Raw genomic sequence first — 21,339 nt, forward strand, 5'->3', positions numbered from 1 at the left:
TCCTTCTCCCGGCCGATGACCGGGTCGAGCTTGCCCTCCCTGGCCGCCTGGGTCAGGTTGCGCCCGAACTGATCGAGCACCGGCGAGTTGGCGGGCGTGACCTCCTCGGTGCGCCCGCCGTCCGGGTCGGGGCCCGCGTGCAGCGACTGGACCACCCGCTTGCGCACCGCCTCGGGCTCGGCCCCCAGCCGGACCAGCACCCGCACCGCGGTGCCCTCGCCCTCGCGGACGATGCCGAGCAGCAGGTGCTCGGTGCCGATGTAGTCGTGGCCGAGTTGCAGCGCCTCGCGCAGGGACAGCTCAAGGACCTTCTTGGCGCGCGGGGTGAACGGGATGTGGCCCGTCGGCTCCGAGGGCCCACGGCCGATGAGCTCCTCGATCTGCCGGTGGGCCGCGTCGAACCCGACGCCGAGGCTCTCCAGGGACTTGGCGGCGATGCCCTCGCCCTCGCGGATCAGGCCGAGCAGGAAGTGCTCGGTGCCGATCGAGTTGTGGTTGAGGGCCTTGGCCTCCTCGTGGGCCAGTACGACGATCCGCCTGGCGCGGTCGGTGAACCTCTCGAACATCAGACCTCCTGACGGGATGTGGCGAGCGGGGCGCGGCAGCCGAACACGACGAGGTCGCGGGGGTCGGCGATGATGCTCGCCCGAGCACGGTCGGGGTGCACGCGGTAGGCCCTCGGCGGCCCGGTGGGGTTCCACAGCGCGCCGGTGACGGTCGCGCCCTGCCCTGCGTGGTCGCCGGAGGTGACGCGCACGCGGGTGCCGGGGGCGTGGCCGTCACCGGTCGCGATCAGCAGGGCGTCGAGGATGTGCCGCGCGCCGTCGAACGGGAGCTCCGCCCAGCGGAGCGGGTCGCGGGCGGCGAGGGACACGGTGGATGCCGCCAGCCGGGCGGCCTCCGCCCCGGTGCCGGGACGGGCGCGCTCCCCGGCCAGCGCGGCGCGGGCCCGCGCGCGCAGCTCGGCGGGTTCGTCGTCGAGCGCGAGCCGGGCCGCCCGGTCGAGCGGGGCGCACACGAGGTCGATCGCGGTCTCGTCGCCCAGCTCGGCGGCACGGGCCAGCTCGCCACGCGGCGGCACCAGGGACGATGCCCCGCCGAGGCCGGCGCCCTCTCCACCGGCCGCCGGGAGGGACACGGTGAGATCGAGCGGAGACGGCATGTGTTCGCGGCACTCGCCGGGGCACAGGGAGGCGACCCCCGTGCCCTTCCGGTCGCGTGCCGGAGGGAGGACCGTGAGGTAGAGGAGGGCCAGCAGGTCTTCGCGGGCCTCGCCGTCGTACAGGCCGCCGACACCGGTGCCCTTCTCGCCGCGCGTCGGGGGGAAGCGTTGGGCGAGGTGCCGGGCCCGGCCGTACGGCAGGGCCGCCGCCGTCTCGGCGTCGCGCACCCGCTCGGCGAGGCTTCGCCTGGCGCGGACGGCCAGCAGCCCGCGGCGTTGCCGGTCGGTGTTCGCGGGATAGACCGTGCGCCCCCGGGTGGCCGGGAACTCGCCGGGGTCGTCGGGCCAGGCGTCGAGCCAGCGCGCCGCCACCGAGTAGGAGACCCCGGCCATCGCCGCCCGCGCCCGGATCGCCCGCCTGCGCGCCCGGTCGGGTGAGGCCCTGCGCCTGCGGGCCGCCCTGGAACGGTCGTGCTGGTCGTCGATCACCGAATGCTGGTCTTGGCCCACTTCGCCCTCCGACAGGCCCACGCCTCCTAACCATCGGGCGGCACGAAGACGCCGCACTGGTCGACCGGCGCACTGAGTCGGGGACTCTTGGCCTTCGCGCGCGATCGGCGTGGGCGGTCGCACAGGACGCCGGCGGGTGCTCCGCCTGCGCACAACTTTAGGCGCGGGGCGGGGGCGGCGGGCTCGATTCAGCCAGTAGCCGAACGAGGCTTCACATCCTGGACCGGCGGGCAGACCTACTCGTCGGCGCCCACCCGCATCGGCACCACGCGCGCGGCCAGGCGGCGCTGCCCGGCGGTGTCCAGCCGCTCCCAGAGCGTGTTCGCGATCAGGTGCAGCACGTTCACCGTCAGGATCGCCGGGACGACGACGGCCACCGCCCACGGCACCCCCGGTAACAGGGCCAGCGCCAGCATGATCGCGGTTATCCCGTTCTGCTGGCCGAGCGCGAGGTAGACCCGTTCCGTCCGGGTGAGCCCGCGTGCGGGGATCAGCCCGCCCACGACGATCTGGGCGGCGAAGGCGGTGACCCCGAGCACCACGCCGCCCACCGGATCGACCCCGCCGGGCAGCAGCAGGCCCAGCGCGAACGCGGCCACCAGGAAGGCGCCGTTCAGCAGCCGGCCGAGGGCCCGATCGACGCCGGGCCGCAGGAACAGCCCGATCAGCGCGATGCCCAGCACCAGGAACTGCTGCACGGCGACCACCAGCGCGGCCAGCAGCACCGCGACGCCCGCGATGCGGGCCGTGGGCGGATCGTGCAGCACCGGCCACTGGTACCGGCGCGCCGCCCAGCGGGCCGACAGCCACACTGCCAGCACGACCCCGGCGAGCGCGGCGTTGCCCCACAGCGTCGCCAGGTAGGCGCCCAGCCCGCCCTGCCCGCCGAGCAGCACGGCGCTGAGGTAGACGGTGAGCAGCGCCGTGATCGGGTCGTCGAAGGACGCCCAGGCCAGCAGCAGGTTCTTGGCCCGGGCGGACATCCGGGAGCCGCCGATCAGGGCGGCCACCGACAGCGGGTCGATCTGCGCGACGGCCACGCCGAGCAGCAGCGACTCGGGCCGCCGGGAGAAGGCGTACATCACCCCGCCGATCAGCGCGGCCTTGGCCAGCACGCCCACCGTCACCGCGATGACCACCGTGCGCAGGTCGGCGGTGACCTCGCGGGTGATGCCGTGCGCCCCGCTGTAGAGGCCCACCGACAGCAGCGCGGTGACCGCGTACATGTAGGGCGGGGAGCCGACGAACTCGCCGACCCCGGAGACCGCGACGGCCACGCCCGCGCCGGCCGCCACCACGAGGAGTGCGACGGCCAGCCGTCCGCCCGCGCCGGACAGGCGCGGACGGGCGTCAGGGCGGCGTCTCATCGAGGACCCGCTCCACCTCGGGCAGCAGCGTGCGCATCCGCTCCTCGGCGCGCGTCACCATCGGCTGGGAGAGGGTGACGCCGAGCAGGAACGCGCCGCTGCGGCCGAGCGGGTAGACGTAGATGGCGCCGGACTCCACGTCGAGCACCACTCGCCGGAACGGCTCGTGGGTGAACCTCCACAGCGCGTGGGTCAGCTCGGCCAGGTCGCGCTGGAGCCGCCGGGCCACGTCGAGGTACTGCTTGCGCCGCATCTCCCTGGACAGCCGGTGGAACCAGGAGTCGAGGACCGTGTTGTCGAAGACGTCGGCCGAGAACCGGAACTCCCAGTCCACGTGCAGCGCCACGTAGTGCAGGTCGCCCGCGCCGAGCATCGGCGCGCACAGCTCGCCGAGCCGCCTGAAGGCGGTGTCGCCGAGCGCGTCGCCGCGCACCAGGACCGGCCTGACCGGTTCGGCCAGCCCGCCGGGCTCGGCCTTGGAGTCGCCGCCCGGCATCCGGCCCGGCTGGCTGAACGCCCGGTCGCGGATCGTCGTCGCCAGCTCCGACATCGCCGCGTCCATGGTGTCGGCCGCCGCCCGGTCGAGGGTCGCGCCCACGACGTATTCGCCCGGGTAGACCCAGCCGCAGTGGATGGCCCGGTCGGAGGTCTCGACGACGGTCCGGATGAGGTCGCCGGTCTCAAGTTCGGCGAGCAGGCGGTCCATCCGCTCGACGTTGATCACGAACTGGTGGAAGGCGCTCTCGTAGCCCGCGCGGACGTTCTCGGCGTCGCGCCCGCCGAGCAGTTCGGGGGTGTGCCCGATCAGGTCGAGGGAGAAGGCGTGGAACCCGTGGTCGAAGTAGCCGACGGCGTGCAGCCCGGCCGTGCCGGTGAACCCCTCGGCGCACAGGCCGATGATGTTGTCATAGGCCGCGCCGCCGTACGGAGAGCGCCTGATCACGCACGGAGGCGGGTCCCCCTTCGCCGTCATGGGCGTCCTTTCGCTGGTCGGTTCAGTACGGCATGACCTCGATGTCGATGTCGCGCCTGCGGCTCGGGTCGTGGCGTCCGCCGAGGCTCTCCCGGCGCAGGTCGGCGAGGTTTCGCTCGCAGATCCGCACGTGGGGATGGCCGGGTCCGTAGAAGTAGAGCAGCCGTTCCAGCGCCCCGGCCATCCGGTCCACGGCGAGATTCCTGTCACGCGGGGCCAGGCTGTTGGCGTGGTTGACCTCGGCGGCGAGGGCCAGCGGGTGGCGCGGCCCGAGCCGGTCGGCGAGCGCCTCGCAGCTCTGCGCGCCCAGCCGGGCCGCCTCGGCGGTGTCGCCGACCGCGCGCAGGTAGGTCGCCAGGTTGGCCTGCAGCGCGTATCCGTGCGGGTGGCGTTCGCCGAACACGTCGCGGAACATGCTCACCGCGCGGTGCGCGCGCACCACGGCGCCCGCGTGGTCGCCCTCGGCGTGCAGGTCGGCGGCGATGGCGGCCGAGCAGAGCACGGTCGCGGCGTGGCGCTCGCCGACCACCTCGCGCAGTTCGTCGAGCGCCTCGGTGTCGCGGCTCAGCGCCTCGAAGGAGCGGCCGAGCCGCCGCTCGCAGACCGCGATCCCGCATTCGACGCGCAGCAGCAGCAGGCCGCGCGGGCCGGGGGCCTTGGCCTGCGCGGGGGCGAGCAGGCCGAGGCCGCGCCGCAGGAGTTCCAGGGAGCCCTCGTCGTCGCCGAGTTCGCGCATGAAGTAGGCGAGGTTGCAGCCGGTCCACCAGGTGGCGGGGTCGGCCTCGCCGTACAGGGCGGCGCGGTCGAGGTGGCAGCGCCGGGCGAGGTCTTCGGCCTCGTAGGGCTTCCCGGCCAGCGAGGCGGACACGGCGAGGTTGTTCAGCGCCCGGCCGGTGTGCGGGCTGTGCGGGCCGAGCAGCCGGTCGAGGCCGGTCCAGGCGGCGCTACTGCGCAGGTAGGCGAGGTCGAAGTCGCCCTGGGCGCGCAGGTCGGCGCCGTGCACCATGGCGGCGTGCAGCGCCCTGACCGACTTCGCGCCCCGGCGGACCAGGGCCCCGAGCGCGGCCTCGCTGTGCCGGGCGGCGGCGGCGTGGTCGCCCAGCTCGCGCTGCACGTTGGCGATCTGCACGCGGAGTTCGGGCACCAGGGACGGGTCGCCGCCGGAGGTCCACTCGCCGAGGGCCAGCTCGCCGATCCGCAGCGCGCGCCGCCAGGTGCTGTGGTCCTGGAGGCGGAACAGGTGGCGCACCTGGTCGATCACCCACCGGCGCACGGCGGGGTCGGCGCTCTCCACGGCGCGGCTGGGCAGCAGGTGGCGGTTCAGCTCGCCGAACCGGTGGGCGAGAAGGTCGCCAGGGCCCTCGTTCTCTGCGGGGGCGAACGCGGCGAGCCCCCGCGCGACCTCCTTCCCGCGGCGATCGCGCGTGGCGGGGTCCATGGAGGCCGCGACGCAGTCGCGCACCAGCCGGTGCGTGCGCAGCGACTCGCCCCGGCCGTGCACGATCCTGGCCATGCCGTAGCCGCGCAGGCTCGAAAGGACGGCGTCGATCTCCAGCGGGTCGCCGATGGGGCCGCCGAGGCCGCTCAGCGGGGCCAGGAAGGCGGGCGAGCGCAACAGGTCGAGGGAGACGCCGTCGGGGCTCAGGTAGGAGCACGCCTGCATGATCCACAGTTCGGCGGGCTCCAGGGACTCCAGCGCGGCGGCGACCATCGACTCGTGCGGGGCGACCGGCCGCAGGTCGGCGCCGTCGTCCTGGGCCGACCGGCGGGCGGCCTCCAGCCTGCGGCTGACCCTGCCGTAGGTGACGCGCAGCTCGGCGATCGCCTGGGCGGCACGCTCGCGCAGCGGCACGCGGGCGCGCAGCGGGTCGGCCGCCGCCCTGGCCAGCCACGCGCGGGCCATCTCGGTGGCCAGCGGCATGCCGGCCAGCATGCTGGTCACCTGCCGGGCGTCGTCGGTGGTGATGTGCGGGTCGCCGCGCCGCAGCAGCGCCGCGCTCTCGGCCGGGGACAGCGGCCCGACGGCCAGGTGGGCGGTGCGGTCGTCGCCAGGACGCCTGCGGGTGGTCAGCAGCACGTGGCCGCCTTCGGCGGGCACCAGCCCGGGGAGGTCTTCCGGACGGTCGAGGTCGTCGAAGACCAGCAGCCAGCGCGCCTCGGCGGCGGACAGGTAGCGCAGCACGGCCGCGACGGCGTCGCCGCCCTCGGGCAGTTCCAGCCGCTGCGCGAGGGCGCGGAGGTCTTCGCGGGCCTTGTCCTCGTGCTCGCCGCGGATCCACCAGACGATGTCGTAGCCGCCGAGGAAGCGGTGCGCGTATTCGAGGGCGACCTCGCTCTTGCCCACGCCGGGGCCGCCGTGCAGGACGCAGCGGCCGCCGGGCGAGGTGAGCAGCCGGTCGCGTAACTGGTTGAGCATCCGCTGCCGCCCGACGAAGGGCCGCTCGGCCGTGGGCAGGTTGTGCGCGGTGGGCATGCGGGGGAAGCGGGCCGGGCCCGGGCCGACCGGCAGCGGGTCGCGGATGCGCAGCCGTCTGCGGAGGTCGGCCTTGATCACGACCTCCTCCTCGCCCCTGATGTCGAGTTCGGGCACGCCACGGGGCGCCCCGGCCAGGGTGTCGTCGTCGACCCTGACGAACACCAGGCCGCTCTCCATCCCGTCGGCGCCGGTTTCGCGCCACGCGCCGGTGAGCACGTCGAGCCGGTCGGTTTCGTCCAGGCTCAGCCGGGCGGGCGAGACCACGAGGACGAGCGCGTCGCCGCCCAGCCCGGCGGGGGCCTCCTCGGCCAGCCCGCGCAGCGGGATCTCCCTGACCCGCAGGCCCGCCCCGGAGATCTGGGCGCTCAGCCACTCGCCCCACACGCGGTAGTGGGAGGTGTGCACGACCGAGACCCGGCGCGGGCTGGTGACCAGGCCGCCGGTGAGGCGCGCGGCCACGCCCTCGTAGGCGTCGCGCAGCCCGCTGCGGGTGGCGGGCTCGCTCAGCACGGCCAGCTCGTCGGTGAAGTAGTGCTCGCCGCTGTAGGGGATCTCCACGTCGGTGGTGATGACCAGCGGCGACGCGCCCAGGCTCTCCCGCAGCAGCCGCCTGGCCGCCTCCAGCCGGTCGGTGCGGGTGTGGTCGACCATCATCGGCAGCGGCAGCACCCGCGCCGCGCCTCCGGTGGCGCCGATCCTGCCGACCGCCTCGGCGGCCTCGGCGATGGCCGACGGGCTCAGCGGAAAGCCGATCACCGCGATGTCGGACAGCAGCGCCGACCAGCGCAGCGCGGCCGGTCCGGTGCGGGCCGGGATCCTGGCGAGCACGTAGTCGTAGCCCGCGTCGCGCAGGCGCTTGCGGACCGCGGCGGGCTCACCCCAGCCGGAGGGACCCGACGCCTCGTCGTCGAGGACGACAGCGAGGTCGAGGCATCCGCCGGCGCCCGCGAGGCCGCCGAGGTCGAGGGAGACCGGCTCGGCCTGGGCGGCCGGGCCGTGGCGGGCGTGGGGCAGGAACCTGCCGAGGTAGCGCCGCAGGGCGGGCGCGGACGGCGCGGTGTCGGAGACGAGCACCCGTTTGCCCGCCGTGGCGAGAATGACGGCCACGTTGGCGATCGTCATGGTGCCGCCGGTTCCCCCGCGCAGCGAATGAAAGGAGATGATGATTCCGGGCTGATTGGATCCGCCGTTCATCGCCGCCCCATTTTGCTAGCGTAGGACGGCGACAGCCGCCCGGCCACCACTCTGCCACAATCGCGTCGGCGCCGATACGACCGGCGTCAACCGTACGTTTCCTCCGGTGGCGACATGGCGGAGTCGAAACCCGAGCAGAACAACTCGGGCGGCTCCTCCGCGTCGCGGCAGACCCGCCGCAACGCCAGCGCCAGCGGGCTTTCCGGCGACACCGCCAGGGCGTCGAGGGCATCGGGCGACAGGCCGCGCAGGTCGATCAGCTCCGACCGCAGGTCGTGCTCGGCTTCCCCGCCTCCGTTCATCGCCGTGCCCTCATGACCATCGGCTCCCTCGGTTAGCGTCGGCGATATTCATATCGCACCGCGCACAAATCCACGGCCAATATCCCCATATTATCGAGATGCTTCACAGCCCACCACATCTCGCTATGCTGGAATAAATCCCTATTCCTCATCAGGCGAGGTACGGTCCCTATGCCCGCCCCACATCCGGACGTCGCGGCGCTGCTGGCCCGGGGGTGGCGGCCCCGGCCGTTCCGGACGTTCGTCCTCAAGGCGCACAGCCGCTGCGACCTCGCGTGCGACTACTGCTACGTCTACTCCGGCCCCGACCGGAGCTGGCGCGACCGGCCGCGCATGATGTCCCTCGCCGTGGCCGCGCGCGCCGCCGCGCGGATCGCCGAGCACGCCGCCCGGCACCGGCTGCCGAGCGTGCACGTGGTGCTGCACGGCGGCGAGCCGCTGCTGTGCCCGCCCGCCCACCTCGCGGGCCTGGTCGCGGAGATCCGGCGGGCGGTGGCCCCGCCCACCCGGGTCGCGGTGAGCGCGCAGACCAACGGCGTGCGCCTGGACGAGACCTACCTGCGGCTGTTCGCCGAGCTGCGGGTGGCGGTCGGCGTCAGCCTCGACGGCACCGCGCGGGTGCACGACCGGCACCGGCGCACCGCCGGAGGCAGGGGCAGCCACGCGAGCGTGGCGCGGGCGCTGGCGCTGCTGGGGCGCGAGCCGTACCGGGCGCTGTTCTCCGGCCTGCTGTGCACAGTCGACGTGCGCGCCGACCCGATCGAGGTCTACGAGGAGCTGCTGCGCCACTCCCCTCCGGCCGTGGACTTCCTGCTGCCGCACGCGAACCGGTCCGCGCCGCCGCCGGGGTGGTCGGTGGACGGCACGCCTTACGCCGACTGGCTGATCGCGATCTTCGACCGCTGGTACGCCACCACGCCCCGCCGGGTGTCCGTGCGGCTGTTCGACGAGATCATCGGCCTGCTGCTCGGCGGCAGGTCGCGGATGGAGGGCGTCGGGCTGGCGCCCGTCGGCGTCGTGGTGGTCGAGACGGACGGCGGGCTTGAGCAGACCGACGCGCTCAAGTCCGCGCACGACGGGGCCGCGCACACCGGCCTGCACGTGGACCGCGACCCCTTCGACCGGGCGCTGCTGCTGCCCGGCGTGGCCGCCCGGCAGATCGGCGCGGCGGCGCTCGCCGCCGAATGCCGTGCCTGCCCCGTCGTGCGGGTCTGCGGCGGCGGCCACTACGCCCACCGCTACGAGGAGGGCGGCGGCTTCGCCAACCCGTCGGTGTACTGCCGCGACCTGTACCGGCTGATCCGGCACATCCGGGCCCGCGTCGCCCGCGACCTCCCGGCGGCGCGCGTCGCATGACCCCGGCCCACACGCTGCCCCGGCGGACGCTGCTGTCCATGGCGCGCGGCGAGGACGGCGTGGCCGTGCTGCGCGCCCTCTCCCCCGCCCAGCACAGCAAGCACCTGCTGCTGCTGACCGCGGTGGCGGCGCGGGCGGCCGAGCGGCGTCACCCGGCCGCCGCCGTCGCGGCCGACGCGCTGGCCGCGCTGCACGCCGTACGGCGGGCCGCCCCCCTCGCGGCCGAGACGGTCGTCCGCCATCCCGCCGTGGGCTCCTGGGCCCTCGCCGCGCTCCGCGACCTGCTGCACGGCGGCCCCGCCGCGCGTCCCGACCGGCTCGCCGCCGTCGCGGCCTCGGCCGCCGTGCTCGGCCGCGTCGCCGTCGAACTGGACCTGCGGGCGGAGGCTGACGGGCTCACCCTGCCCGGCCTGGGCAGGGCGCTCGTGCCGCCCGGCCGGGTCGTGCTGCGCTCCGACGGCCGGGACACCGAGTTGCGCGCGGGCCGTCTTCGCGTCTGTCTCCCCCACGACCGGTACGGCGAGACCCCGCACTGGCAGGGCCTGCGCCGTCTCCCGCTGCACGCGCCGCAGGCCCGGATGCGCCTGCTCACCGACGACGTGGACCCCTATCGTTTCCCCGGCAGTCTGGAACGCCGCTCCCGGCTGCCCGCCGCCGAGCTGCGGTCCTGGCACGAGCGGCTGGGGGCGGGCTGGCGGCTGCTGGCCGGGCACCACGCCTGGGCGGCGGCCGAGTGCGCCGAGGCGTTCGGCGTGCTCGTCCCGCTCGCCGACCCGCCGTCCGGCTACCGCAGCGCGACCTCCCGCGCCGCCTCCGGCTGCCTGGCCCTGTCGTCGCCGCCCGGCCCAGCGCAGGTCGCCGAGGCGCTGGCGCACGAGGCGCAGCACGCCAAGCTGGCCGCGCTGATCGACATGTTCGACCTGGTCCGTCCAGCGCCGCAGGGCGGCTACTACGCCCCGTGGCGCAGCGACCCGCGCCCGCTCGGCGGACTGCTCCAGGGCGCCTACGCCCATCTCGGGATCGCGCGGTTCTGGCGCAGGCAGCGGGAGCTGGAGCGCGACCGGGCGGCGGCGTTCGACGCCCACGCCCGATACGCCCGCTGGCGGGACGCCGCGGCCGAGGTGTCGGCCTCGCTGCTCGGCAGCGGCGGGCTCACCGCGCTCGGCACGGCCTTCGTCACCGAGATGCGGGTGGTGCTGGCCTCCTGGCAACGGGACCAGGTGCCGCCGGACGCGCTGCGCCACGCCCGCCGCACGGCCTCGCGCCACCGCGCCCGCTGGCTGTCCGAGCACACGTGAGGCCCGTGAAGTCCGGTGAAGTCCTGTGAAGTCACTGTGGCCCCTCCACCAGCCAAGGCAAGGATGAGAATCCGAGATTCGTGCCGCCCTGAAGGATTGAGGCGGATGTGAGCGGGCAGGGCGGGACGGGTACCTGAACCGACACGATGAGGAGTCATAGTGCTCACGCTGACCGACAACGCCGTCCAGGTGATCCGTGACCTGACCGCGCAGTCGACCGGAGCGCAGGACGCGGGCATCCGCATCGCGTCCCAGGCCGATCAGGCGGGATCGCTGGTCCTGTCGATCTCGGAGGGACCCTCCGGTTCCGACCAGGTGATCGAGGTCGAGGGGGCTCGCGTCTACCTCGACCCGGTGGCCGCGGACGCCCTGGACACCAAGTCGCTCGACGCCGACGTCGACGCCCAGGGAAGCCCGTCTTTCCGGCTGGCCGAACAAGGATGATCCGGGGGGCCGCGTCGCCCCCGCCCACATGCGGAAACCCCCTCTGGTGACGGCTCCGGCCGCCATCGGGCGGGGGTTCGCGCGTTTCAGGGGGCTTAGGGGCCGTTCCAGGGGTCGGCCGAACGGCTGAGGCCGCGCCCCGGTGATCGGCCCGCCGGACGATACCCGCATACCCGGGCGAACGGAATCCTCGACGGCATGAGGAGGATCCTGGTTCTGGCGGGCGCCCTCGCGGCGGCCACGACGCTCGCGTCCTGCGGGGTCGATGTCACATTCGACTCCAAGGAACGCCATGACGTGCGCGACTTCCCGCTCCCGGCGGGCGCGCTCACCATCAAGTCCGGCGTGAAGGTCCACGTGGTCGCGGGAAACGGCCCGACGCTCAAGGTGGAGCGCTGGGTGCGCGGCAAGGCCGCGAACGACGGCAACGCCACGTGGTCGATGCGCGGAGACACGCTCACGCTCACCGCGAACTGCCAAATGATCATCGGTGACTGCGGCGGGCGTTACCTCGTGCGGGTGCCCGGCACCCGGAAGCTGACCGTGAACGTGCCGGACGACAACGTTCGCCTGACGGGGATGCCCGGCGACGTCGAGGTGACCACGCGCACCGGCGACGTCCGCGTGGAGAACGCCCTCGGGGCGGTGCGCCTGAACACCGGCGACGGCCGCCTGACCGTCACCGGGGCCCGCTCGGGCGTGGTCCGCGCCCGCTCCGGCAGCGGCGACATCGACCTGTCGTTCGCCACCGCCCCGGCCGAGGTCCGCGCGATGTCCACGGACGGCCGGGTCACCGCGACCCTCCCGGAGGTGGAGGGTTCCTACCGGGTCACCGCGTCGTCGCGGGAGGGCAGCAAGCGGTCCACCGTGCGCCACGCCCCGAAGAGCGAGCGGATCGTCGTGGTCCGCAGCGTCAGCGAGGATGTCCGGCTGCGGACCACACGCGCGTCGTGAAGCCGGGGTTCTGAGGCCGGAATCCGAAGGGCCGGGGTTCTGAAGAGCGGCGCGCCGCCGGGGCGCCGCTCGTAGGCTGGGCACGAGGTGAGGCGTCGTGCGCAGACGGCTGATGATGATCGTCATAGCGCTGGTCTCGGGACTGGTGGCGGCGCTGGGGCTGCCGCTCGCCGTCACCGGGGCCGAGCAGACCTCGCAGGAGATGTTCATCGGCCGGGCCGACGACACCGGCCGCTTCGCCGACGCGGCCGAACCCGCCCTGACCACCGGCCGCCCCACCGCCCGCCTGCGGGCCGACCTGGCCCGCTACGACGCCCTGTACGACAGTCCCGCCTTCGTCGTGGACGCCGACGGCGAGCTGGTCGCCGCCTCGCGCGCCGGGATCAGGACCGACGCCCCAGGCATCGCGCAGCCGGTGCTGCGCGGCCTGGCCGGGCGCCCGCCGCAGCGGCCCCACGTGCTGTGGCCGTGGGACGCCCGGCCGTACGTCGTGGTCGAACCGGTCATCAGGGACAACCGCGTCCTCGGCGCGGCGGTCACCGTCTCGCCCACCGGAGCCGCCAGGGGCGAGGTCGCCAGGCGGCTCTTCTACGTCGGCGCGGGCGGACTGCTCGCGCTGCTCGCCGTCGTCCTCGGGGTGGCCGTGCCGCTGGTGCGGTGGGTGCTGCGCCCCGTGCACGAACTGGACGAGGCCGCGCACAGCGTCGGATCCGGACGGCCGGTCGGCCCCGTCTCCGACCGCACCGGCCCGCCCGAGCTGCGACGCCTCGCGGCGAGCTTCAACGCCATGGCCGACGGCCTGGCCTCGGCGGCCAGGGCGCAGCGCGAGTTCGTCGCCGATGCCTCCCACCAGTTGCGCAACCCGCTCACCGCGCTGCGCCTGCGGCTGGAGAACGCCGAGTCGTGCACCCGCGATCCGCTGGGCCGCGAGGAGCTGCGCTTCGCCGTCGAGGAGACCGACCGGCTCGGCGACACCGTGGACGGCCTGCTCCGCCTGGCCCGCGCCGAGGCGCTCGACGCGCGCCCCGAACCGGTGGACGTCTCCGTCGCCGTCCAACAGCGGGTGCGCGCCTGGACCGCCGCCTACGAGGCCGAGGCCACCCCGCTGAGCGCGGACGTCCCGCCGGGCGTGACCGCCTCCTGCCTGCCCGGCCTGCTCGACCACGCGCTGAACGCGCTGCTGGACAACGCGCTGAAGTTCGGCGGGGGCGAACCGGTCGAGGTGAGCGTCCGCCGCGACGGCGGCGCCGCCGAGATCGTCGTGCGCGACGGCGGCGAGGGGCTGCCCGGCGCGGAACTCGGCCGGGCCGGCGATCGCTTCTGGCGCAGCCCGCGACACCAGAACACGGCGGGCACCGGCCTCGGGCTGGCCGTCACCCACCGCCTGGTGGAGGGCAGCGGCGGGTCCATGGAGCTGACCGCCGCGCGGCCCCGCGGCCTGCGGGTGCTCATCCGGCTACCGCTCAGCGATGCTGAGAGCGGTACCAGCGGATCGCCCCGGGATGCAGTTCCAGCGGATACGTCATGATGGCCGCGCCAGGGTCGAGGCGGCGGGCCTCGGGGTGGATCTCGGCGAGCCGGGGCTGCTCCTCGAACAGGATCCTCGTCAGCCAGTAGCCGGTGGCCTCCGGCAGGTCGTCGCGCACGATCAGGTAGTTCGGCACGCTTACCGAGGTGACCGCGCCGGCCAGGCCGTACACCGAGGCGGGGACGACCGTCTCGGCGTACAGCTCGCCGTACCGTTCGGTGAGGTCGGCGGCCACCGGGCCCAGGTCGATCAGCCGCACGCCCATGGTGGCGCGCAGGTCGGTGATGGCCGCGCTGGGCAGCCCGCCGCTCCAGAAGAACGCGTCGATCTCGCCCGCGCCGAGGGCCTCGGCCGAAGGGGCGATCTCCAGCCGCCTGAGCGAGACGCGGTCCCACAGCCCGGCGATCTTCAGGATGCGCTCCCCGACGATCGCCGTGCCCGAGCCGGGCGCGCCGATCGAGACCCGCTTGCCCGCGAGGCCGGCCAGATCCCGGACCGGGCCGTGGTCGCGCACGACGAGCTGGACGTAGTTGTCGTACAGCCACGCCAGCGCGCGGATCCGCCGCCTGCCGTCGAAGGGCGCGCGCCCGGCGACGGCGTCGGCGGCGACATCGGCAAGCGCGAACCCGGCCTCCGCCCGCCCCGAGGTGACCAGTTGGATGTTCTCCACGCTCCCAACGGTCGCCAGCGCGGAGGCCGCCGTGCCGGGGAGGCGTTCCCCGGCCAGGTGCGCGAGCGCGCCGCCGTAGACGGAGTAGACGCCGCGATCGCTGCCGGCGGCGATCCGCAGCGGGCCGTGGGGCTCCGGCGGCTCCTGCGCGCCGCCGCACGCGACCGCGCCCAGCGCGATGATCGCGGCGATCGCCCGCAGGCCCCACCGCGCGGCGCGGAGCGATCTTCTGGGCATCCCCGGTCTCCCGTGGCCGCTCAGGCGGCGGCGGACGGCAGGCGGTACCCCACTCCGCGCTCGGTCTCGATCAGCGGCGGATCCCCGAGCTTGGCCCGCAGCGTCGCCATGTGGACGTCGAGCGCCCGCCCGACGCCCCGCCAGGTGGTGCCCCACACCTCGGCGAACAGCCGCCTCCTCGGGACCACGGTTCCCGCGGCGCGGGCCAGGCAGGTCAGCAGGTCGAACTCCTTGCGGGTCAGCGTGATCGCCCGGCCGTCGCGGGTGACGGCCCGCGCCGCCGGATCGACGCGCAGGCCGCCGATCACGAACGGCCCCTCCGGCCTGGGCCGTACCCGGCGCAGCACCGCCTCGATGCGGGCGCACAGCTCCGGCATGGAGATCGGCTTGACCATGTAGTCGTCGGCCCCGGCGTGCAGCCCGGCCACCCGGTCGTGGGTCTCCCCGAGCGAGGTGACCGCGATCACGCCCATGTCGGCCCCGGACGCGCGCAGCCGCCGGCAGAGGTCCACGCCCTTGGCGTCGGGCAGGCACAGGTCGAGCAGCACCAGGTCGACCGTGGGCGCGGCGAGCGCCTCGGCGGCGGTGTACGCGGGCAGCACCTCGAAGCCCTGCAGCCGCAACCCGGCCACCAGCGCCCCGGCCACCCGCAGGTCGTCCTCGACCACGAGCACGCGCGTCCTGCGCGGAGGGGGATTCCCGCTCATAGGGGCATCGTAAGCCGGACACGCCACCCTGACCTGTGGACGCGCCCCGAATTTGATGCGGGCTTAACACCCTCACGCGTCTTCCTCAAGACCACATCAAGAACCCCGCCGATCGCTTCCACCCCGCCCCGGCCCCCACCTACGTTTCCGGCAACCGGCCGCACCGCGGCCAACCACCCGGGAGGTGGCCGATGACGTCCCCCACACCCACCAGCGGCAAAACCCCCAACGAAAGCCCCCCGAAGGCCCCACCCGACGGCGACGCCTCGACCGCCCCCGGGCCGCAGCGGCCGTCCGCCCTCATCGCACCGGGCGAAGGGAGCGTCCCGCAGGAGGCGCTCGCCGAGGGGGCCGTGCCGCGGCGGCCGGTGGGGGTTACGGCGGGGGTGGTGTACGGGGTCGCGTTCCTGGTCTCGGTGTACGCGATCTACGTGACGTTCCGGCCGTTGCCGGTGCTGCCGTACCGGATGAGCTTTCTCGCGCTGGTGCTTCCGCTCACCTTCCTCCTCTACCGCCGGGGGCGGCATGGGGCGGTGGACTGGGGCCTGGCCGTGGTGTCGGTCGTGGTGAGCGCCTACCCGCTGGCCGGGTTCGACGACTTCATCCGGCGGACGGTCGAGCCCTCCACGCTCGACCTGTTCATGGCCGGCGCGTGCGTGATCCTCGTGCTGGAGGCCACGCGGCGCACCGTCGGGGCGGCGCTGCCGGTCATCTGCCTGGGGTTCGCCGCCTACGCGTGGTTCGGGGGGCTGCTGCCGGTGGACTCGGTGCTCGGGCACCGGGGCTACGGCGTGGACCGGCTGCTGGTGCAGCTCTACATGGGCACCGAGGGGCTGTTCGGCGTGCCGCTCGACGTGGCCGCGACCTACATCGTGTTGTTCACCGTCTACGGCGCGGTGCTCGAACACTCCGGGGCGAGCGCGTTCTTCGTGGAGGTGTCGCTGGCCGCCTTCCGGCGGTCGGGCGCGGCGCCGGGCCGTACCGTGACGCTGGCCGGGTTCCTGATGGGCACGGTCTCCGGGTCGGGCACCGCGACGGCGGTGTCGCTCGGCAGCGTCGCGTGGCCGGTGCTGCGGCGGGCCGGTTACCCGCCCGCGCAGGGCGGCGGCGTGCTGGCGGCGGCCGGGATCGGCGCGCTGCTCTCGCCGCCCACGCTGGGCGCGGCGGCCTTCATCATCGCGGAGTACCTGAAGGTCTCGTACGTGACGGTGCTGCTCTACGCCGTCGTCCCGACGATCCTCTACTACCTGGGCGTCGTGCTCGCCGTCGAGATCGACTCCCGCCGGTACGGCACTCGCGGCGTCCCCGTGGACTCGCCGCCCGTGTGGCGGGTGCTGGCCCGATCCGGCTACCACCTCTCCTCGCTGGTCGCGATGGTGGCGCTGATGGCGCTGGGCGTCTCACCGTTCCGCGCCGTCGTCTACAGCACCGTCCTGGCCTTCGCCCTGTCGTTCCTGGACCGCCGGCGACGGCTCGGCCCGCGCCGGGCCGCGCGGGCGCTGGCCGCCGGGACGCTCGGCGTGCTGCCCGTCGCCGCCACCACGGCCGCCGCCGGGATCATCGCCGGGGTGGTCACCCTGACCGGCCTGGGCCTGAAGTCCTCGCGGATCATCGTGGACCTCGCGGGCGGGGTCCCGGCGCTGACCGCGCTGCTGGCCGCGGCGGCGGTGCTGCTGCTCGGGCTGGCCGTCCCGGTGACCGCGTCGTTCATCATCGCGGCCGTGGTGATCGGCCCGGCGCTGCAGACGCTCGGGGTGACGCCCGAGGCGTCGTACATGTTCGTCTTCTACTACGCGGTGCTCTCCGAGGTCACCCCGCCGACGGCGCTGGCGGCGGTCGCGGCGGCGGCCATCACGGGCGGCAACGCCTTCTCGACCATGATGCAGACCTGGAAGTACACGCTTCCGGCCTTCCTGGTGCCGTTCGCCTTCGTGCTCTCCCCGGCCGGAGAGGCGCTGCTGTGGCGGGCGCCTCTCCCCCAGGTCCTGATGGCGCTGGCCGTGTGCGCCACGGCGGTCGCCGCGCTCGCCTGCGCGACCGGCGGGTGGCTGGTGCGCCGCGCGCGCCCGCCGGAGCGGGTGCTGTGCGCCACGGCGGCGGCGCTCCTGCTGACCCTCACCCCCTGGGGCGCGGTCGTCGGGGCGGCGCTGCTGGCCGCGGCGGTCCTGATCCATCTCGTGTTCTCCCACCACGATCCGGAAGGAATCTGATGCGCGCTCCGTTCGCCCCGTGTTCGCCGGGCCCCCGTCTGGTCCTCGGGCCCGTCGCCCTGCTCGTGCTCCTGCTGACCGCCATCACGGCCTGCGGGAGCGGGACCGCCCCCGGCGGCCAGGCCCCCTACGCCGGGGGCCGCCTGTCCATCGCCACCGGCAACACCACCGGCGTGTACTACCAGCTCGGCGGCGGTTACGCCGACCTCATCAGCCGGTCGCTGCCCGGCTACCAGGCGACGGCCGAGGCCACCGGCGCGTCCGTCGAGAACATCCAGCGGGTGGCGCGGGGCGACTCCGACATCGCCTTCACCCTGGCCGACGTGGCCGCCGACGCCGCCACCGGGCGCGGCGCGTTCACCTCGCCGCAGCCGATCAAGGCGCTGGCCCGGATCTACCCCAACCACACGCACGTCATCGCGCGGGCCGACTCCGGGATCCGCTCGGTGGCCGGGATGCGCGGCAAGCGGATCTCCACGGGTTCGCCCAACTCGGGGACCGAGGTCATCGCGCGGCGGCTGCTGGCGGCGGCGGAGCTGAACCCGGCCACCGACATACGCGGGCAGGCCCTGTCGCTGCCGGAGACCGTCCAGGGGATCAAGGACGGCACCCTGGACGCCCTCTTCTGGTCGGGCGGCCTGCCCACCGGGGGCATCACCGACCTGACCGTGAGCATGAAGGACCAGGTGGTGTTCGTGCCGGTCGCCGACCTGCTGCCCAAACTGCGGGCCGAGTACGGACAGGTCTACCAGGAGTCGCGGATCGGCAAGGCGGTGTACGGCACGCCGTCCGACGTGCCCGGCATCTCCGTGCCCAACCTGCTCGTGGTCTCCGATTCGATGCCCGGCCCCCTCGCCAGGGACCTGACCAGGCTGCTCTTCGACCATCGCGACGAACTGGCCAAGGTCCACCCCGAGGCCGGGAACATCGAACGGGCGGTCGCCGCGAGGACCGAACCGGTTCCCCTGCATCCTGGTGCGAGCGACTACTACGCGAACCGATGATCGCGGGGTAGTAGTTGAGGGCAGGCATGGCCGAGAGGAGACGGTGATGGACGTCATGGAGATGGTCGAACAGTCGCAGGACGCCGCGACTGTGAAGCGGGTCTTCGGGGAACCGATCACGCACGACGGTGTCACCGTCATCCCCGTCGCCCGGGTGGCCAGCGGCGGAGGCGGCGGCAAGGGCAAACAGCGCGGCGAGTTCGCCGAACAGGGGTCGGGCGGCGGCTACGGCCTCGGCGCGGCGCCGGCGGGCGTCTTCGTGATCAAGGACGGCAACGTCCGCTGGCATCCCGCCCTCGACATCAACCGGCTCATCATCGGCACGCAGATCGTGGCGGTGATCGGTCTCCTCACCGCCCGCGCCATCGTCCGCATCCGCACCAAGGGCCGCCGCAAGTCCCGCTGACCGTTGTGAAAGGCCCCGGGGGCGCCATAGCGTCCCCGGGGCCGTTCCGTCGTTCCTGGTCAGGCGGTCACACGCGGGACCACAGGACCGGGGTCCTCGGCGGGGTCCAGTCGGGCTGGGAGGTGTGGGCCTGGCGGCAGCGGTAGGTCTTGCCGCCGTAGGTCACGAGGTCGCCCGCCTTGTAGCGGGTCCACGCCCGCCAGTCCTTCGGGCGCGGGTCGGGCTCGGGGACCCGCACGGTGAGGGTGGTCGTGGCGGACACCGGCCCGGTCGCCGTCAGCGTCACCTGGTAGGTGCCCGGCGGGGTCTGCCGCGTCGCCGCGATCGCGAGCGCCGACCGGTCGCCCGGGGTGATGTCGACGGGCGTGAAGGTGGCGGTCATCCCCGCCGGAAGCCCCGAGGCCGCCAGGCGCACGACGATGGGCGGGCCTCCGGCCGGGCCGGTGGTCACGGTCGCCGCCCCCTTCAGCTCGCCGTCGAGGGTGAGCGTGCTCGGGTTCACCGCCATCGGCAGCTTCGGCAGCGGCGCGGTGACCGTCAGCTCGTAGGTGGCGCTCTGGGTGAACGCCGCCGCCCTGCCGATGAGCTGGAGCCGGTAGACGCCGGGGCGCGCGTCGATCCGCGTCGAGATCGTCACGGCCGCCGTACCGCCCGCCGTGACCTTCGTGGGCTCGATGTTCACCGCGACGCCCTCCGGGGCGCCGGTGGAGGTCAGCTCGATCACCGGGGGCGGGCTCTGCGTGCTGCTGGTCCGGATCTCGGCACGCACCGCGTTACCGGCCGGAACGCTGCCCGAGCCGGGCGAGACGCTCAGGTCGAACGTCTCCTGCGGGCACTCGACGACGACCTCACCCGGCTGAGGGGGCACGTTGACCGCCGACCAGGCCGCCTTGACCGCCTTGATCTCCGCGCAGGAGGTGGGGAACAGCGCCTGCGCCGTCCGCACCGTGGCCAGCCGGGCGGCCTCGGGGCCCCAGCTGACGCTCTTCATCTGGAGGGCGTTGACGAAGATCTGCCCGGCCTTCCTGATCCCGATGCCGGTCACCCGCTCGCCGTCGCAGGTCGGGCTGGCGGGGTTGCCGTTGGTCGGGTTGGAGCCCTCGGCGAGCAGGTAGAACCAATGGTTCTGGGCGCCCGCGCCCACGTGGGCGTCCGGCGCGGTCTGGCTGAAGCAGTTCGGATGGTCGTCGATCCGCGACGGGTCGTACATGTTGCGGATCGGCCCGGTGCCGAACAGGTTCACCTCTTCGCCGACCAGGTAGTCGGGCTCGTCGAGCGAGTCGGGATGCCCGACGTAGTGCTCCAGCATGGCGCCGAGGATGTCGCCGGTGGACTCGTTCATCGCGGCCATCCAGCCGCCGTTGCCCATGCCGCCGGAGCCGGAGAAGTCGTAGACCCCGTGCCCGTACTCGTGGCCGACCACGTCCATGGGGGTCATCTGCCGGGTGTTCGCCGAGTTGCGGCCCATCCAGATGCCGGTGCGCGAGTAGGTGGCGTTGGCGAAGTCCCAGCCCACCGTGGCCGGGACGCCGTTGCCCTGGCCGTCGATGCCGTCGCGGCCGGTCCACTCGCGCAGCATGTCCCACTGGCGCTGGGCCGCGAACATGGTGTCCACGCAGGCTGTCTCCAGGTCGGTGCCCGACCCGTCGCCCCACTCGTCGTCGCTGCCGTCGAAGCTCCCGGTGCGGGGGCCGCAGGAGATCCCGGGCCGCGACGGGTCGGTCAGCGCGTATCCGCCCTCGACCTGGCTGGTGTCGAACCGCACCGGGTCGCCGTTGTAGTTGGAGTGGCCCACGCCGTGGCGTACGGTGTCCCAGCTCTCCAGGACCTTGCCGCCGGTCGCGTCCACGAACACGTGCTTCCCGGTCGGCACGCCCACCGAGGTCCTGCCCTCGGTGACGACGTCCCAGGCCGTCCGGGGGGTGGCCCCGGAGGCGTGCACCACCAGGGTCGCCGACCGGACGGCGGCGCCCGCCCCCGCCGTGGCGAGGGCGATCGACGACGCCTTGGCCTTGTCCACGGTGGGGGTGACCGACACGTCGATCTCGGCCCGCTGAGCCGAGGTGGTGTGGTGCAGGGTGCCGCCGTCACGGCTGATCATGAAGTTCACGTCGCCGCCGTACACCGGCAGGCCACGATAGGTGCGCGGGAAGGAGAGGAACTGCAGCCCACCGGCGCCGAAGACGGCCTTGGGCTTGCCGAACCGGTCGTCCGGCGACCGCTCGAGGGCGGCCTGGCCGCTGGATAAGTACCGGGTGGCCAGATCCAGGGCCCGGGCTCTGGCCTTCTCGTCCGGCGGCCCGTACGCCGAGGCCGAATTCTCGGTCCGGGCGGATTTCACCGCCTTGACGGATTTCACGGCCTGGGCCGATTTCAGGGTCCGGGCGGTTTCCACGGGCTGCGCGGACGCGGCGGCGCCCGGTACGGCCAACAGGGCCGAGATCATGGCGGTGCCCGCCAGGATCGATACGATCCCCCTGCTCGTCGTGCTTCTCACGTGCGATGACTCCTCTCACGGGGCCCTGATCAAGGACCGAGGGG

The 21,339-nt window shown here is 74.2% G+C and carries 17 protein-coding genes; 8 read left to right on the plus strand and 9 right to left on the minus strand.

Translation table 11 applies throughout. The features are described from left to right. From P3X83_RS24840 to fxsA, 6 genes are all read right to left on the minus strand, one after another. The coding region (locus P3X83_RS24840) for a Clp protease N-terminal domain-containing protein (protein ID WP_277307606.1) at nt 1-566 on the minus strand (566 nt) is incomplete at its 3' end. Further along, the gene (locus P3X83_RS24845; protein WP_277307607.1) at nt 566-1,693 is read right to left on the minus strand and encodes a hypothetical protein; all 1,128 of its coding nucleotides are present in this window, start codon (nt 1,691-1,693) and stop codon (nt 566-568) included. The genes P3X83_RS24840 and P3X83_RS24845, both read right to left, overlap by 1 nt. A gap of 215 nt (nt 1,694-1,908) precedes the next feature. Beyond that, nucleotides 1,909-3,039, minus strand: a complete 1,131-nt coding sequence (locus tag P3X83_RS24850; protein WP_277307608.1) for a hypothetical protein — start codon at nt 3,037-3,039, stop codon at nt 1,909-1,911. Beyond that, the gene (locus P3X83_RS24855) at nt 3,023-4,012 is read right to left on the minus strand and encodes a hypothetical protein (protein ID WP_277307609.1); all 990 of its coding nucleotides are present in this window, start codon (nt 4,010-4,012) and stop codon (nt 3,023-3,025) included. Before P3X83_RS24855 ends, P3X83_RS24850 begins: the two co-directional genes overlap by 17 nt. A gap of 22 nt (nt 4,013-4,034) precedes the next feature. Next, nucleotides 4,035-7,682 carry an FxSxx-COOH system tetratricopeptide repeat protein gene (fxsT, locus tag P3X83_RS24860; protein WP_277307610.1) on the minus strand — a complete coding sequence of 1,216 codons (3,648 nt, stop codon included), beginning with the start codon at nt 7,680-7,682 and terminating at the stop codon, nt 4,035-4,037. An 86-nt stretch (nt 7,683-7,768) separates the two neighbouring features. After that, a complete protein-coding gene (fxsA, locus tag P3X83_RS24865) occupies nt 7,769-7,984 on the minus strand; it encodes an FxSxx-COOH cyclophane-containing RiPP peptide (protein ID WP_277307611.1) in 216 nt (71 codons plus the stop codon). 171 nt (nt 7,985-8,155) lie between these two features. Between fxsA and P3X83_RS24870 the strand changes: the two genes are divergently transcribed. The 5 genes from P3X83_RS24870 (at nt 8,156) to P3X83_RS24890 (ending at nt 13,564) form a co-directional block, all read left to right on the plus strand. Continuing rightward, nucleotides 8,156-9,340, plus strand: a complete 1,185-nt coding sequence (locus P3X83_RS24870; protein WP_277307612.1) for an FxsB family cyclophane-forming radical SAM/SPASM peptide maturase — start codon at nt 8,156-8,158, stop codon at nt 9,338-9,340. Beyond that, the gene (locus tag P3X83_RS24875) at nt 9,337-10,638 is read left to right on the plus strand and encodes an HEXXH motif-containing putative peptide modification protein (protein ID WP_277307613.1); all 1,302 of its coding nucleotides are present in this window, start codon (nt 9,337-9,339) and stop codon (nt 10,636-10,638) included. Before P3X83_RS24870 ends, P3X83_RS24875 begins: the two co-directional genes overlap by 4 nt. 159 nt (nt 10,639-10,797) lie before the next feature. Beyond that, entirely contained in the window at nt 10,798-11,082 is a 285-nt protein-coding gene (locus tag P3X83_RS24880; protein WP_277307614.1) for a Fe-S cluster assembly protein HesB, read from the plus strand. A 198-nt stretch (nt 11,083-11,280) separates the two neighbouring features. Then, nucleotides 11,281-12,036 (plus strand): DUF4097 family beta strand repeat-containing protein, encoded by a 756-nt coding sequence (locus P3X83_RS24885; RefSeq protein WP_277307615.1) that lies wholly within the window; start codon nt 11,281-11,283, stop codon nt 12,034-12,036. A gap of 97 nt (nt 12,037-12,133) precedes the next feature. Then, complete coding sequence (locus tag P3X83_RS24890; protein WP_277307616.1) at nt 12,134-13,564, plus strand: HAMP domain-containing sensor histidine kinase; 1,431 nt, start codon at nt 12,134-12,136, stop codon at nt 13,562-13,564. On the opposite strand, the gene P3X83_RS24895 is transcribed toward P3X83_RS24890, so the two are convergent. Both P3X83_RS24895 and P3X83_RS24900 read right to left on the minus strand, forming a co-directional pair. Further along, the gene (locus tag P3X83_RS24895) at nt 13,500-14,471 is read right to left on the minus strand and encodes a TAXI family TRAP transporter solute-binding subunit (RefSeq protein WP_277307617.1); all 972 of its coding nucleotides are present in this window, start codon (nt 14,469-14,471) and stop codon (nt 13,500-13,502) included. The two genes, P3X83_RS24890 and P3X83_RS24895, sit on opposite strands and share 65 nt — an antisense overlap. Nucleotides 14,472-14,491: 20 nt before the next feature. Then, complete coding sequence (locus P3X83_RS24900; RefSeq protein ID WP_277307618.1) at nt 14,492-15,178, minus strand: response regulator transcription factor; 687 nt, start codon at nt 15,176-15,178, stop codon at nt 14,492-14,494. A gap of 191 nt (nt 15,179-15,369) precedes the next feature. Between P3X83_RS24900 and P3X83_RS24905 the strand changes: the two genes are divergently transcribed. Genes P3X83_RS24905 through P3X83_RS24915 form a run of 3 tightly spaced genes read left to right on the plus strand, consistent with a single transcriptional unit; the run spans nt 15,370 to nt 18,798 of the window. Further along, a complete protein-coding gene (locus tag P3X83_RS24905) occupies nt 15,370-17,388 on the plus strand; it encodes a TRAP transporter fused permease subunit (RefSeq protein WP_277307619.1) in 2,019 nt (672 codons plus the stop codon). Further along, nucleotides 17,388-18,392, plus strand: coding sequence for a TAXI family TRAP transporter solute-binding subunit (locus P3X83_RS24910; protein ID WP_277307620.1), 1,005 nt, complete (start codon nt 17,388-17,390; stop codon nt 18,390-18,392). The genes P3X83_RS24905 and P3X83_RS24910 overlap by 1 nt, the downstream gene beginning before the upstream one ends. Nucleotides 18,393-18,438: 46 nt before the next feature. Continuing rightward, nucleotides 18,439-18,798, plus strand: a complete 360-nt coding sequence (locus tag P3X83_RS24915; RefSeq protein WP_277307622.1) for a spore germination protein GerW family protein — start codon at nt 18,439-18,441, stop codon at nt 18,796-18,798. Between the two features lie 67 nt (nt 18,799-18,865). Here the strand turns inward: P3X83_RS24915 and P3X83_RS24920 are convergent, their stop codons facing one another. Next, nucleotides 18,866-21,295: a M4 family metallopeptidase gene (locus tag P3X83_RS24920; protein WP_277307623.1), complete on the minus strand. Its 2,430-nt coding sequence runs from the start codon at nt 21,293-21,295 to the stop codon at nt 18,866-18,868. Nucleotides 21,296-21,339: the final 44 nt, after the last annotated feature.

The sequence above is a fragment of the Spongiactinospora sp. TRM90649 genome (assembly GCF_029382225.1).
In the GTDB taxonomy this organism is placed as follows: Bacteria; Actinomycetota; Actinomycetes; order Streptosporangiales; family Streptosporangiaceae; genus Spongiactinospora.

What these genes read in the sequence shown, in the direction of transcription:
- P3X83_RS24850 (WP_277307608.1), bottom strand. Translation starts at nt 3,039, where the DNA reads ATGAGACGCCGCCCTGACGCCCGTCCGCGCCTGTCCGGCGCGGGCGGA.
- P3X83_RS24855 (WP_277307609.1), bottom strand. Translation starts at nt 4,012, where the DNA reads ATGACGGCGAAGGGGGACCCGCCTCCGTGCGTGATCAGGCGCTCTCCG.
- fxsT (WP_277307610.1), bottom strand. Translation starts at nt 7,682, where the DNA reads ATGAACGGCGGATCCAATCAGCCCGGAATCATCATCTCCTTTCATTCG.
- fxsA (WP_277307611.1), bottom strand. Translation starts at nt 7,984, where the DNA reads ATGAACGGAGGCGGGGAAGCCGAGCACGACCTGCGGTCGGAGCTGATC.
- P3X83_RS24870 (WP_277307612.1), top strand. Translation starts at nt 8,156, where the DNA reads ATGCCCGCCCCACATCCGGACGTCGCGGCGCTGCTGGCCCGGGGGTGG.
- P3X83_RS24875 (WP_277307613.1), top strand. Translation starts at nt 9,337, where the DNA reads ATGACCCCGGCCCACACGCTGCCCCGGCGGACGCTGCTGTCCATGGCG.
- P3X83_RS24885 (WP_277307615.1), top strand. Translation starts at nt 11,281, where the DNA reads ATGAGGAGGATCCTGGTTCTGGCGGGCGCCCTCGCGGCGGCCACGACG.
- P3X83_RS24895 (WP_277307617.1), bottom strand. Translation starts at nt 14,471, where the DNA reads ATGCCCAGAAGATCGCTCCGCGCCGCGCGGTGGGGCCTGCGGGCGATC.
- P3X83_RS24900 (WP_277307618.1), bottom strand. Translation starts at nt 15,178, where the DNA reads ATGAGCGGGAATCCCCCTCCGCGCAGGACGCGCGTGCTCGTGGTCGAG.
- P3X83_RS24905 (WP_277307619.1), top strand. Translation starts at nt 15,370, where the DNA reads ATGACGTCCCCCACACCCACCAGCGGCAAAACCCCCAACGAAAGCCCC.
- P3X83_RS24910 (WP_277307620.1), top strand. Translation starts at nt 17,388, where the DNA reads ATGCGCGCTCCGTTCGCCCCGTGTTCGCCGGGCCCCCGTCTGGTCCTC.
- P3X83_RS24915 (WP_277307622.1), top strand. Translation starts at nt 18,439, where the DNA reads ATGGACGTCATGGAGATGGTCGAACAGTCGCAGGACGCCGCGACTGTG.